Here is a 12159-nt window from a genome sequence, read left to right on the forward strand (position 1 = left end):
TAATTATGCGATATTCGTCAGAAACGATTTAAACGATTGTTTTTTAACGATTGAGCCTTTGGGTTTGTAGGGTTTACCCTGCACGAACGAAGTGAGCTCTTTACTTGTTTGATTCTTATCTAAAACGAGCTTTTAAGCCGTTCTACAAGAAGTGACTACAATACTCTCTTTTTCATTGCAAACGGAGCGTAGCGGCTTCTTTTGACCTTTTAAGATATATTTTAGCTTGCGGAGCAAGGTTTCTTTTAAAAGTATTTTAATAATTCATTGATAGTCAAATATTATTATTTATTAAATTGCACCATGATTTTCAATATCTTAATTTTGATTAAATAGTTAGTGCTTATTATATTTATCTTTAATACTTTGTCTTTTAAACCTTTTGGAGATGAAAAAAACCATTACTAACAGTGCTTACAGCGATTAAACAACGAGTAAATACTGTGCATTAAACGAGTAAATACTGTGTACTAAACGAGTAAATACTGTTTAAGAGACGAAATTAATTGTGTGTTTTCGTCTCTTGCTGTATTATTGAATAATATGTCTAATAATAGGAGATGGGAGAATTTTATTATGCAAGATTCAAATCACGATATACCTCAAAGAGTTATACATATAGAAGATTTATCTCGGCAAAAAACAGTAGAACATAATGATTTAGTTACTAGCGTCGCCAAGATGGATAAAGTACCTATGAAGTTTTTTGAGTTAGCAGTATCTTGCCTAGATACCGGTAATGCTCCTATGAACAATACCGTTTTCTTATCAAAAAAAACTTTGTTTTCTTTCTTTAAAGCAGATGATAACGATAAACACTCAAGATTCAAAAAAGCTTTAACTACACTTCATAGACAGTCTATTTTTGAAGTTAGAGAAGTAAACGAGAAGGGTAAATTAAATTTTAAGATTATTTCTCCTATATCGAGTAGCGAATGGAACGATTATAATGATATCGTAGCAATTAAATTTACAGACGATATTATGCCTTATCTAATGGATCTAAAACGTAATTTCACTCAGTACTTGATTACAGATATCATGGAACTAAACAGTAAGTATAGTATTGTTTTATATAAATGGTTTTCTATGAATTATAACCAATATGAAACTTACAAAGATACAATCAAGCGTACGAAAATTCAGATTAATCAAATGAAAAATCCTTATATTGAGATGCAAGAATTACGTAGAATAACTAATACAGTTAATGAATATGAAAGAATATTTGATTTTGAAAAAAATATATTGAAATTAGCCTTGGAGGAAATAAATAAACACACGCATTTCATTATTACTTATGACAAAATAAAAAAAGGCCGCTCAATCGTTGGAATTCAGTTTTATATTGGGAAAAAAACTGTGAAAAGTCCTCTACCTTACAAAGAAAATGATTTGGAGAGTATTAAAAGTAAAGCCCAAAAAGAACAGGAAGAACAAAATCTTTTCAATAAAGCTGTACAAAATAAATATACAACGTTACTAGGAGAAAATTTATTAGTTGGATTTAGAGATATGCAGGATGTATCTAAAATGGCTAATCTCCAAAAACAAGTTTATCCTCTTTATGATGATTTGAAAAAATTACGAGGTATCAACGGAGTCAAAGAACATATCAAATATGTAGCTAACCATAAAATTGGAGCAGAAAAACAAATGAAAAATATAGTTAGGTATCTTAAACGTTCAGTAGAGCAATATTTACAAATAGTAAAACTTCAAGATGTAGACTAAAAATGAACAGATAAGTTTATTAAATGATAGTTTCATTTCTTTTCTATGCTATCATGTAAGATAGTATACAGATATCTAAAAAAATGAGAAGTGGTGATAATTTTGTCTGATGATCGTGTACAGATAATAGTTAGAACAACCTTTGAAGAGAAAGAAAAAATAAAAGAAATAGCAAAATCAAAAAAAAAATCTATGAATCAGTTAATTATTGATAGTGTAGTTGATATCTCTGATGATAGCGAAAATGATAGCAGTGATAGCTCTGTTGATAGCACTATTGTAGATGTCTTTAAAGATCAATTAGAGAACAAGGATAAGCAGATTGATAAATTACAAAATTTACTTGATCAGCAACAACAATTATCTCTTCAATCAAATAAACAAATCGAACAATTACAGCTCCAACTGTCTAATGAAACAGAAATTGATTTAGAACATAGAAATAAAGTAGTGAATGAAAAAAATACTAGTGAATCAAATGAAAAAAAAAGTTTTTTTAATAGAATCTTTAAAAAATAAAACAGATAAAAAGATGTTGTTAAAATATCTTTTTATCTGTTTTATTCTTTAGTTTTATTTATTTTTCTTACTCTTAGAAACTCAACTGCAGTAAGTACTAGAGCAGTATATAATCCTTCACCTATAAAATTTTTATTTATTATGTACTCTATTGAGATACCAATAAAACTAGTAAAGATCATAACTAGGAGGATATGAATATTTGGATGTTGCTTCATATTTTTTTTATATCTGGTAAACATAATATCACCTCTAACCTATATGATATGGCTATTTGTTCATGCTTATTTGTAAATGTAACTCTAGTAAAGATGGTTTTTATTTTTCCGAGTCTGATTTTCTAAGTACAATATATCCTAAAATAATTAGACTGTATCCAAATCCAATATTTTGTTTTAATAAAGAAAAAATAGCTCCAATAAAAATAAGAATAGATAAAAATTGATAACCGTTTCTTTTATTTATTTTTTTCATTATGATATCTCCCATAACCATTCTCCTAACCTAGTCATTCATAACTACAGTATCTATCTAATATCACTGAATCAAAAGAACGCAACGCTTTACATCTTAGCAACCATTAGTTGCAAACGCTCTTTTTCAATAGTTCAATCAATAAATGGTAGTTATCGACTATCCCATTCGGTATGATAAAGAAAAGTGAAAGAAAAGGATTTTTAAACCGTCTTTTTAAAAAATAATGTAGTTTTAGATTAGAATACTCAAGTCGCCCCACTCTCATTATTGGTAGTAGGACGACTTGGGTTAATGTATTTTATGTTAAGTAATCATAGACGAAAAAAGAGCAGATTTTTACCTAACCTTTTTTAATTGCTCATAAAAATTTTCATGCGTTCCACATAATAATACAGGTATGACTGTATTATCTTTAATTTCATAGGCAACTCGATAGGTCGTACCTGCGTACTTAAATCCCATTGCCCAAATTCCTGATAGATCACCCGTTTTTTGTTCTCCCGAATGAGGATGAACGGCTATCTCATCATAAATTAACGTTAAAAACTGTTCTTTTAATGGTTTCTCTTTTAATTTTTTTAAATACTTTACTACGTGTTTAGAAGGTAGAATCTCATAAGCCAATTTCTGCTGCCAACTCCTCTTTTGTCATCGGTTTAGAATGTGCAACAGTATCTTCAGCAATAGATCTAAATGCATAAGTTAACTCACTCTTTCTATTTTTAAATTCTTTTAATATATCTTGTTTGTTATAACCTTCTGAAAGAATATCAGCTAAGACATCTTCACTAAAATCAAAAAATTCTTTTTTAGGCTCTACAAACTCATACAGTATCCCATTCTCTACAAGCTTAGCTTCTACTTCAACACCATTTGGAACATCGAATTCTTTAGGTACAGTTAACATAATAGAATTTCCTTGTTTTCTTGTTTTTGTAATCATATGATTTCCTCCATCATTTAAATATTTTTGTAATTACTTAGTAATTACATTGTACTCTATTTTTATTATAAATACAAAATAATAAAACTCCTTCAGATTAATTTCCAAAGGAGTTTTACTTGGTTTAATAGATTTTTATGCAGACTTTATTCGACTAATATTCTATCATTTAGTTATACTAAAATCCTAATCTAAAATTCAATAACGTTTCGCTGATTTCATCTTCATTGATTCCGATGTAGCGTTTCGTAATTGTTTCGCTGCTATGACCAAAGATTTCCATTAACGTGGCCACGTCTTTGGTTTTTTTGTAGTAATGGTAACCGAAGGTCTTTCTAAGCGTGTGCGTGCCAATATCGTCTCGTCCTAAGAGCTTGGCGACCTTTTGAAACATCTGATAAACGGTATTCACTTCTAAATGACCGCCTTTGGTACTTGGAAACAAATAATCATCTGCTGCCAGGTCTTTCGTGTACTCTTGGATCAAGTCCTGCAAACTACTCAAATATAAAATACGGGTTTTACCTGTTTTTTGTTCTACGATACGCGGATTCTTAGCGGATAAGATATCTTTTTTCTTTAGTTTAACAATATCAGACATGCGTAACCCGCTGTTGATCCCGATTAAAAAGAGAAAAACGTCTCGTTTCGCGTTTTTATTGCGGCGTAACCCAAATAAAAAGTCGTTTATCTCGTGCTGCGTTCTTAATGGTTGGACGTTATAACTCATTGAAAAGCCCTCTCCTCTCACAAAAGTGATACATGATTTCATTCAGTATAGCATGTAATCGTGTATTGGAGGAGGTTATAAAAAAAGAATCCCAGTGTTAAAGGATTCGGGATACACGATTCTATCTCATTTCATGTATTGACTTATAAATATTACAATCCATATAAATAGACTATTTGTTTTTTTTCTTTCTTTTATAAAGTGAATAACCTATATAAAGTACTGATACTAGTATTAATGCATATATTACATATACAAAAAAGGCTATTAAATAGTCTGTCCAAATCATATGATTCATTCCTCTCTAAAATTATTAACTTTATTATCTCATTTATAAGTTAGAAAGTAACGTACTCATTGGTTTATATATAACAATCAACCATTTACGTTTAACGTTTTTGATTATAAATAATAGAAAAAAAAGCCTTAATTTAATAAGGTTCAGGATACATGATTCTATGTCATTTCATGTATTAGTTAATTTATTAATTATATTATAAATCTATTAATTCCTTAGGTATATTAAAATCTTTATAACTAACGGTTTCACTATTAGGAAGATTTCGAAGTTTTTTATTAAATAGCCAGGTCAACCCTACCGCTAGAAAGCCTATGGCTGTCCAGGAAAGAACTAAACTACTCTCATAATATCTTACAAGTAATCCTCCAATTAAGGATCCTATAGGCATTGCAATTGCACCAAAGCTAGACATAACCGAATTGGTTCTTCCAATAATAGTTAAAGGGACAGCTGATTGCATTACGGATCCTAGAATAATATTTGCGGATCCTATTGGTATCCAGCATAAAGTGAACAGTAAAAGAAAGACGTAAAAACCCATATATGGAGCAATACCCCATAAAACAAACGCTACAATATAGGATGAAGAAATGAATAGTCCAATGGGAACTTTATTTAACTTAGTACTAATCAAGGATCCTAAAACCATTCCAATTGAAATAGCAGTTAGTATATAGCCGTATTTCTCTTCTCCACCAAGCGAATTTGCATAAATAGGCAATATAGCGTACATGACGCCTAAGCAAAAATTAATAAGTACATTTGCTATTAGAAAAACCCATATCATAGAGTTAAAAACAACCTTTAAGCCAACCTTCATTTCTAAACCATAATTTTTTAAGTTTAACTTTTCTACTTTAACAACGTCTAAAGGAGTTTTTTTGAATTTTATTAGAGAAAATAAAAGAGCTGCTAGAGTAAATATTATTGAATCGACTAGATACAAGGTGACTATTCCTAAGATAGCTAATAGTATGCCAGACACTGCATTCAAAACTATATCTGCTGTTTGATTAGCTATTGCCAATAAAGAATTTCCTTGAAGAAGTTTGTTTTTAGGTACTATAGCAGGTAGAGCTTTTAGTTGGACAGGATACCCAAGTTCTGCGACTATTGCTGCTAAAAAAACGATGGGCACTAGATTATAAATGGTCAATAGATTCATATAGTAAAGAATAGGAATTATCAAAATCAATACCGCTTGAATGAGTTGGGTCAAGATAAGCACTGGTTTGATATTCCAACGATCTACTAATGGACCCCATAAAAATTGCAATCCTTTAGGAATCAAAATAACAGCGCTTGTTAAACCCACATAAAAAGGATCATTCGTTATTTCCGCGGCTAACCAAGTGGTTGTTATGTAATAAATACTATCACCGGCATTAGTTGTTAAACGTCCCATGAAAAGAGATAGAAAATTTTTATCTGCTAACATCTTCATCTTTTCCCCTCCAATTATTAAAAAACACTATTCAAAAACGTTGTTTTCGATTTCTATTGCAGTGGTATTGATATAAAAAGTATGGTCATTACTATCACTTTCTATTTGATCTAGTTCAGTTATTAATTGGTTGTACTTTTCCTTCCACAAATCAAATTGTTTTTTTGAACAACTGATTTGTACCGTTTGAGACATACTGGTCTCTTCTGTTATCAACTGTTTATTTTTAGAAATAACTTCTTTTGTATTCTCAAGTTGTTGCATAATGAGCGAACTATAAACATCTTCTGCGTATTCTTTTGAGAGAGGTAATAAATTTTTGTCTATTTTAAAGCCGTTATGCGTAGCCCTATAGTATTTATAGATATTCCCTTTTACTTCTTCTTTTCTAACAATAGCAATCATTTTTTGTTTTTCTAATTCTTTTAGATGATAAAAAACCTTTGCTTTTTCTAATCCAATCTCTTTACTAATCTCTGTAACAGTCAATTCTTTTTCGATCAGCATGATAACTATTTTTACTCTCAGAGGATCTGAAATAGTTTTCAGTTGAGCGTAGTTTTTTATTACATATCTTTGATCCATAATAATCCCTCTTTCCCTTTGCATGTTAAATAATATTAACCGTTTAAAATATATTAACATGCGGAACGTTTTTTGTCTATTTATTAAAAATCAAACAAAGTAAATCATCAGTTAAATTGCTAAAAATCAAATAAGAGCTCTAATACTATATTAAAAAGTATTAAAGTTCTTATTTGATTACGATACATGAATCTATCTAATTTCATGTATCCAGAATTGACTAATTAAAAGCAATTATACGTTGAAAAAAATGCACGTCTTTTACTATTTTTTTATTTTGTGTTACAATGTGTTACAACGATGAAAAGGAGTGATTGTATGAGTACCATTACCATTCGACTTAACAATGATGAACAAAAAGCTTTTAACGAATATGCTAAATTATATAACGTTCCTCTATCAACCTTATTTAAAAAAAGCTTAGAAGAAAAAATTGAAGATGAAATGGATATGAAGTTTATTGAAGAGTATGAAGCTGACATTCAAAATGGGGCTGTTGAATTGTATGAGCACAATAAAGTAAGAGAAATGCTAGGTTTATAATATGAATTATCATGTTGTTTATGAAAAAAAAGCTTTAAAAAGTTTCTCTAAATTAGATAAAGGCCAACAAAAAATGATTCTAGCTTGGATTGAAAAAAATTTAGTGAATACTGAGGATCCAAAGATACATGGTAAAGCTTTAAAAGGGAACTTAAGAGAGTATTGGAGATACCGAGTTGGTAATTATAGATTATTAGCGGATATTGATGATCAACAAATTAAAATAATTATTTTAAATGTAGGTCATAGAAAAGATATCTATACCTAATAATTCCTCTCAAAAGCTATATCTTTACTACACATAACTAGTTGTTTAAATTTTAAAGACGTTTTTTTGAAAAAATAGTGGCGCAAGAGTCAAAGAAAAAAGGCACCCTTTTGAGATAAAAAGGATGCTTTTTTTGGGCTAAATAAGAACGTTTTATAGTTGATAAACAAATAGTTGTTTTTGATACACGATTCTATCTAATTTCATGTATCTATCAATTTATTTATTGCTATACTTAAATTAAATTCTAAACAAGTACATTTACATGTAAATGTACTTGTAATATAAGAAAGCTGGGTTTTGATTATGATAGATAGTTTTTCAAACATTGATGTAAAGTCATACAATAATTATTCAAACACAAGCGATACTGTTGGAAAAGCAAATATATTATTTGGTACAAATGGTAGTGGTAAAAGTGCTTTGTCACAATGGGTTTTTAAACAAGATGATAAGCATTCTAAAATTTTTAATACAAAATATGTTTTAGATAATATTGATGCTGTTGATGATATTTCAGGTATACGATTGACAGTTGGTAAAGAAGCTATCGACAATAAGGAAGCTATTTTTAATATTGAAAGAGCAAATGAAAACATAGAACTTATAAATGCTAATTTACATACAGAAAAGAATATTAATCAAAAACAACTATACACTATTATGCAGTCTGCGCTCTCTAACGCAAAAACTCTATTTTCTATTACTAAGAATATTAATCAAAAACCTAATGCAGTACAAGATCCTGTACATGCTCTAGAATTATGGAAAAAAGAGATTCGTCAACATACAGAATCAAATCAGGTGTCAAGTAGTGTTGATTTAGAAAAAAAAATAGAAGAAAAAACATTACAAAAAAATACATTAAAAACTGTTTTGAAGATAACTAACGCTGAATATAAAAAAATAGTAGGTGACCTATTAAGGCCGGTGTTAGTACCTGGGCAAAGTATTTCTCAGCTTGTGAGTAACTGGTTAGTTGAAGGAATGCTTATTCACGATATTCAAAACCATGGAAAAAAAGACGATGAAACTTGTCAATTTTGTGGGAATCAATTTAATCCTGAGAATGTTAGAGAACAAATACTATTTAAAACAAGTTCGAGCCATGCCAAATTTATTAAAGAATTGAGTAATTACGAAGAACTTGTTTTAAAGAGTATAGAAAATGAAAAGAAACACCCTGACAATTCTTTCGAAAAAGAACGAATAGAATTTAGAAACTCATTATCATATTTACTATCGTTAATTAAAAAAAAGCTTGAAAATACTGAGCTTGAACTCCAAGTGGAACCGAGCAATTGGGATAATTTAATACAGTTAGATAATAGTATTACTAACGAGATAGCTATTGTAGACGAACAGTTAAATGATTATGATAAACAACTGAAAAACATTGAATCTGTTGCAAAATCTTGGATTGGAGAACAATTACTAAATAACGTTGAATCTAATATAAATATTCCGATAATAATTAAAGATATTCAAAACAAAATTGATGACAATAGTAAAATCATTAGTGAAAACATCGATTGGATATCTAAACAAAATAATATTAATTCAGATTTAGAGCCTTTTGCTCAGGTAGTTAATAATCAATTTAAAATTATTGGCTTAGATTTAAGTCTAGAAGTTAATGCGGACCATAATACTTATAAAATAGTTCATTGTAATTCGAGTATACGATTGTTAGCCAGAGATTTAAGTGAAGGTGAACGTAAATTATTAGCTTTCTTACATTTTTATTACGATTTATCCGACAAAATAAAATCGATTAATAATCGTATAAAGCAAGTTATAATTGATGACCCTATAACTAGTTTAGATGCAGATAATAGATACTATTTAACAGAGATAATTAATATTTTTATAAAGGAAACGCTACAAACATATGTGCAAGTATTTGTATTTACCCATTCTTCAATGGATTTTCATAATTTCGGTTTTTCTTCTAGGAGTAATAATGATTTAAAATTCTGGCATATTCATAAAAATGAACTGGGTGATAGTGAAATTAAACTTAAAAACAAACAAGATTTGAAAAACTATAGCGATTATTATCATAGTATATTTTCAAATGTTATGAAGTTTGCTTTAAAGCCAAACAGTACTATTGGTCAAGTAACCAATCATATACATTTTGGTAATCAAGCTAGATTGGTTTTAGAAACTCATGCTAGGAGTAATTACAGAATTGAGAATGTTACTAGTAACTCTGTTAACACTCTATTTGAAGTGTATGAAATCCCTTCAGAAAAGCAAACTCAATTTACCAATATGCTGAATGTTATAAATAGTTTATCTCATGGGATCTCAATGTATGATACTCCTATTAATACAATTTCCCCAACAGAAATCCGAAATTCTATTAGAACTATGATAGGAGTTCTTTATAAAAAAGATAGTCGACATATTGAAAAAATGTCAGGAAATATTTTAAATAGAAATCAGAGAGATAATATTCAGAATTGGTTTTAAATATGGGGTATCAATAGAATTAAATTAAAGGAGGATATAATGATCTTTGATTTTGAAAAATATGACTACGACTTGTTTCAAGAATGGGGCAAAAATACTGTTAAAGATTCTTTTACGACCGAATTTTTAAAAAAAGCTCAGGAAGAAAAAGACGCTCTTCCTAAATTATTATCAAATGGAGATTTAAAAAAAAGGTGGCAAATGGACAGTAGACAAAGTGTTCATAATGTCGTTAAAAAAGCTCAATTTCCTGAACCAGTTTTAGTTTTTTCAGATGGAAAATTCCCATTATATTTAGAATCAGAAGTCCTCATTTACGAAATTAATTATCCTTGGGTTCTGACTCCTGAAAGTCGAAAAAGATACGCAAATTGGATTCTAAAAAATGTGATCAATCCTTAATTTTTTAGTAGCATGAACGAAGTGAATTCTTAAATTTCGAAGAAATTTTCACACCTTATTGCGAGTTTTTCTGCAATAAGCCACGACACCATACACGCCTTTACGTGTGTATGGTGTATAAGTGCGCCCTTTTGTTTATATTCAAAAAGGGATGAAATAACAGACCTTGAGTTCTACCTTCTAAGAGAAAAAAAGTCTGTTAAATAATAGTTGACTAATTAGTCAACTATGCTAAAATAAGTTCATGGGAAGAAAAAAAACATATGAGACTTATCTGGTCTTACTCAAAATGGGTGAAATTTTTATAGAACGAGGATATGAAGCTACATCTCTTGATGATTTAGAAAGGGAAACTGGACTTTTAAGGGGAAGCCTCTATAGAGAATTTGGTAGTAAAAGGACCATGTTCGAACTCACTTTAAAAGAATATTTAAAGCGTAAACCTAATAGCAATATGACATTAGATCTATTATTAATAGGTTTTCAAGAATTATCAGCAAGAGATCGTAGTTTAAGAACTTTTTTAAAAGAATGGTATGACTCTCAATGCAATTCTTCTGTATCAGAATCATTAGGAAACAGATTAATTGAACGTTCAAAAATCTTAGATGAAAGTGAGTGAGAAAATAAGATGGATAATAAACTATCAATTGAAAATAATCAATTAATTGTAGTACCACAAGGCTTAGATAAAGTTTGGTCATTTAAAAATAAGTTAGAATTTCCTATGAAAAATGTCATGGGCGCAACGATTGATCCTACTATTCTAAATGTTAAAAAAGGATTTAGAGGCCCTGGTCTCGAAATACCAAATAAATGGAGTGGAACGTGGACACACAACGGAGAAAAAGATTTTTGGAACGTTACACGAAAAGAAACTCCCGTAGTCATTCAATTAAAAAACGAAAAATTTTCTCGTCTCATTCTAGGTTTGGATGAAGCAAATGAATGGGTAGATAAGATTAATAATGCAATCAACTTTGAACGTTAGAAACTAATAAACATATAAATAAAAAAGCAAGACAGAGAAAAAAATCCTCCGTCTTGCTTTTTTATTTATATTCACTTTTAGAAAAATCGAGCAAAGCGACAACAACCTTTTATACTTATTTTGAAAAAATAAAATATAAAAGAGCGTAAGGTTCTAGGAAAAATCCTAGCAGGTCAAAACAACGTTTTGGGATTTGTGACTACAAACCCGTTGCCTGCCAAACAATAATTTATTATTTAAAAATCAGAAGTCGTTCGGCAAATACAAAAAGGAGCTTGATCAAGTTCCTTCTAAAAAATTAATTAACCCCTTTTTTTAAAATAAAAACAGTCAAAAATATCTATAAGCTATCTCTCTGTCTTTACGTAATTTGAAACAAAGAGTCATTTGATTCATACTAAAAATGAATCAACATAATTTTTAAAAAACGAACTGTTAGGAGTTTAGAAATGAATAAAAAAACTTTTTGGATACTAGCTATTACCTATGCAGCGATAACGTTTATTTTTAACAATGTGTTCCATACAGCTTTTGGTGCTTTCTTAATGACGTTAAGTTATTTTGGATTAGCTTTTGCTATTATTTCGTTTATCTATCTGCTGATTCAATCTTTTTTACGTCACTTTTTTTATAATCGCAAAAAAGATCCTACAGATAAGTGTTAGGAATTAAGATACATCTTATTCATTATCGATTTAAAGGTCAATTTAACGTCCTCTAAAGAGTTTAAAGATAAAACAGGTG

General features: G+C 29.4%; 15 protein-coding genes. 9 read left to right on the top strand and 6 right to left on the bottom strand.

The window, feature by feature from the left end:
- Positions 1-576: 576 nt before the first annotated feature.
- Together ACMHYH_RS10895 and ACMHYH_RS10900 are read left to right on the top strand one after the other, a co-directional pair.
- Entirely contained in the window at positions 577-1734 is a 1158-nt protein-coding gene (locus ACMHYH_RS10895) for a RepB family plasmid replication initiator protein (protein WP_414840417.1), read from the top strand.
- 102 nt (positions 1735-1836) lie between these two features.
- On the top strand, positions 1837-2253 hold the full coding sequence (locus tag ACMHYH_RS10900; RefSeq protein WP_414840418.1) for a DUF536 domain-containing protein: 417 nt from the start codon (positions 1837-1839) through the stop codon (positions 2251-2253).
- A 318-nt stretch (positions 2254-2571) separates the two neighbouring features.
- Here ACMHYH_RS10900 and ACMHYH_RS10905 read toward each other — a convergent pair whose 3' ends face one another.
- From ACMHYH_RS10905 to ACMHYH_RS10930, 6 genes are all read right to left on the bottom strand, one after another.
- Positions 2572-2742 carry a hypothetical protein gene (locus ACMHYH_RS10905; RefSeq protein ID WP_414840419.1) on the bottom strand — a complete coding sequence of 57 codons (171 nt, stop codon included), beginning with the start codon at positions 2740-2742 and terminating at the stop codon, positions 2572-2574.
- Between the two features lie 324 nt (positions 2743-3066).
- Complete coding sequence (locus tag ACMHYH_RS10910) at positions 3067-3354, bottom strand: type II toxin-antitoxin system RelE/ParE family toxin (protein ID WP_414840420.1); 288 nt, start codon at positions 3352-3354, stop codon at positions 3067-3069.
- A complete protein-coding gene (locus ACMHYH_RS10915; RefSeq protein WP_414840421.1) occupies positions 3344-3673 on the bottom strand; it encodes an AbrB family transcriptional regulator in 330 nt (109 codons plus the stop codon). Before ACMHYH_RS10915 ends, ACMHYH_RS10910 begins: the two co-directional genes overlap by 11 nt.
- Before the next feature lie 178 nt (positions 3674-3851).
- Positions 3852-4403: a tyrosine-type recombinase/integrase gene (locus tag ACMHYH_RS10920; RefSeq protein WP_275470233.1), complete on the bottom strand. Its 552-nt coding sequence runs from the start codon at positions 4401-4403 to the stop codon at positions 3852-3854.
- A 494-nt stretch (positions 4404-4897) separates the two neighbouring features.
- Complete coding sequence (locus ACMHYH_RS10925) at positions 4898-6148, bottom strand: MFS transporter (RefSeq protein WP_414840422.1); 1251 nt, start codon at positions 6146-6148, stop codon at positions 4898-4900.
- A gap of 27 nt (positions 6149-6175) precedes the next feature.
- Positions 6176-6733, bottom strand: a complete 558-nt coding sequence (locus ACMHYH_RS10930; RefSeq protein ID WP_414840409.1) for an ArsR family transcriptional regulator — start codon at positions 6731-6733, stop codon at positions 6176-6178.
- A 318-nt stretch (positions 6734-7051) separates the two neighbouring features.
- On the opposite strand from ACMHYH_RS10930, the gene relB reads away from it, so the two are divergent.
- The 7 genes from relB to ACMHYH_RS10965 all read left to right on the top strand — a co-directional run bounded on the left by relB (position 7052) and on the right by ACMHYH_RS10965 (position 12080).
- A complete protein-coding gene (gene relB, locus ACMHYH_RS10935) occupies positions 7052-7276 on the top strand; it encodes a type II toxin-antitoxin system RelB family antitoxin (protein ID WP_414840410.1) in 225 nt (74 codons plus the stop codon).
- Position 7277: 1 nt separating this feature from the next.
- Positions 7278-7544 (top strand): type II toxin-antitoxin system RelE family toxin, encoded by a 267-nt coding sequence (locus ACMHYH_RS10940; RefSeq protein ID WP_414840411.1) that lies wholly within the window; start codon positions 7278-7280, stop codon positions 7542-7544.
- 306 nt (positions 7545-7850) lie between these two features.
- Positions 7851-10022 carry an AAA family ATPase gene (locus tag ACMHYH_RS10945; RefSeq protein ID WP_414840412.1) on the top strand — a complete coding sequence of 724 codons (2172 nt, stop codon included), beginning with the start codon at positions 7851-7853 and terminating at the stop codon, positions 10020-10022.
- 39 nt (positions 10023-10061) lie between these two features.
- Positions 10062-10424 (top strand): hypothetical protein, encoded by a 363-nt coding sequence (locus tag ACMHYH_RS10950; RefSeq protein ID WP_414840413.1) that lies wholly within the window; start codon positions 10062-10064, stop codon positions 10422-10424.
- A gap of 244 nt (positions 10425-10668) precedes the next feature.
- Positions 10669-11046, top strand: a complete 378-nt coding sequence (locus tag ACMHYH_RS10955) for a helix-turn-helix domain-containing protein (RefSeq protein ID WP_414840414.1) — start codon at positions 10669-10671, stop codon at positions 11044-11046.
- 9 nt (positions 11047-11055) lie between these two features.
- Positions 11056-11415: a hypothetical protein gene (locus ACMHYH_RS10960; protein WP_414840415.1), complete on the top strand. Its 360-nt coding sequence runs from the start codon at positions 11056-11058 to the stop codon at positions 11413-11415.
- A gap of 449 nt (positions 11416-11864) precedes the next feature.
- Positions 11865-12080 (top strand): hypothetical protein, encoded by a 216-nt coding sequence (locus ACMHYH_RS10965; RefSeq protein ID WP_414840416.1) that lies wholly within the window; start codon positions 11865-11867, stop codon positions 12078-12080.
- Positions 12081-12159 lie beyond the last annotated feature (79 nt).

The organism is Carnobacterium sp. TMP28 (genome assembly GCF_047553015.1).
In the GTDB taxonomy this organism is placed as follows: Bacteria; Bacillota; Bacilli; order Lactobacillales; family Carnobacteriaceae; genus Carnobacterium_A.

Bases quoted from the DNA above. Each gene is read 5' to 3' on its own strand.
- ACMHYH_RS10920 (WP_275470233.1), bottom strand. From the start codon at position 4,403: ATGAGTTATAACGTCCAACCATTAAGAACGCAGCACGAGATAAACGAC.
- ACMHYH_RS10965 (WP_414840416.1), top strand. From the start codon at position 11,865: ATGAATAAAAAAACTTTTTGGATACTAGCTATTACCTATGCAGCGATA.
- ACMHYH_RS10895 (WP_414840417.1), top strand. From the start codon at position 577: ATGCAAGATTCAAATCACGATATACCTCAAAGAGTTATACATATAGAA.
- ACMHYH_RS10930 (WP_414840409.1), bottom strand. From the start codon at position 6,733: ATGGATCAAAGATATGTAATAAAAAACTACGCTCAACTGAAAACTATT.
- ACMHYH_RS10925 (WP_414840422.1), bottom strand. From the start codon at position 6,148: ATGAAGATGTTAGCAGATAAAAATTTTCTATCTCTTTTCATGGGACGT.
- ACMHYH_RS10960 (WP_414840415.1), top strand. From the start codon at position 11,056: ATGGATAATAAACTATCAATTGAAAATAATCAATTAATTGTAGTACCA.
- ACMHYH_RS10955 (WP_414840414.1), top strand. From the start codon at position 10,669: ATGGGAAGAAAAAAAACATATGAGACTTATCTGGTCTTACTCAAAATG.
- ACMHYH_RS10945 (WP_414840412.1), top strand. From the start codon at position 7,851: ATGATAGATAGTTTTTCAAACATTGATGTAAAGTCATACAATAATTAT.
- relB (WP_414840410.1), top strand. From the start codon at position 7,052: ATGAGTACCATTACCATTCGACTTAACAATGATGAACAAAAAGCTTTT.
- ACMHYH_RS10940 (WP_414840411.1), top strand. From the start codon at position 7,278: ATGAATTATCATGTTGTTTATGAAAAAAAAGCTTTAAAAAGTTTCTCT.
- ACMHYH_RS10915 (WP_414840421.1), bottom strand. From the start codon at position 3,673: ATGATTACAAAAACAAGAAAACAAGGAAATTCTATTATGTTAACTGTA.
- ACMHYH_RS10950 (WP_414840413.1), top strand. From the start codon at position 10,062: ATGATCTTTGATTTTGAAAAATATGACTACGACTTGTTTCAAGAATGG.
- ACMHYH_RS10905 (WP_414840419.1), bottom strand. From the start codon at position 2,742: ATGGGAGATATCATAATGAAAAAAATAAATAAAAGAAACGGTTATCAA.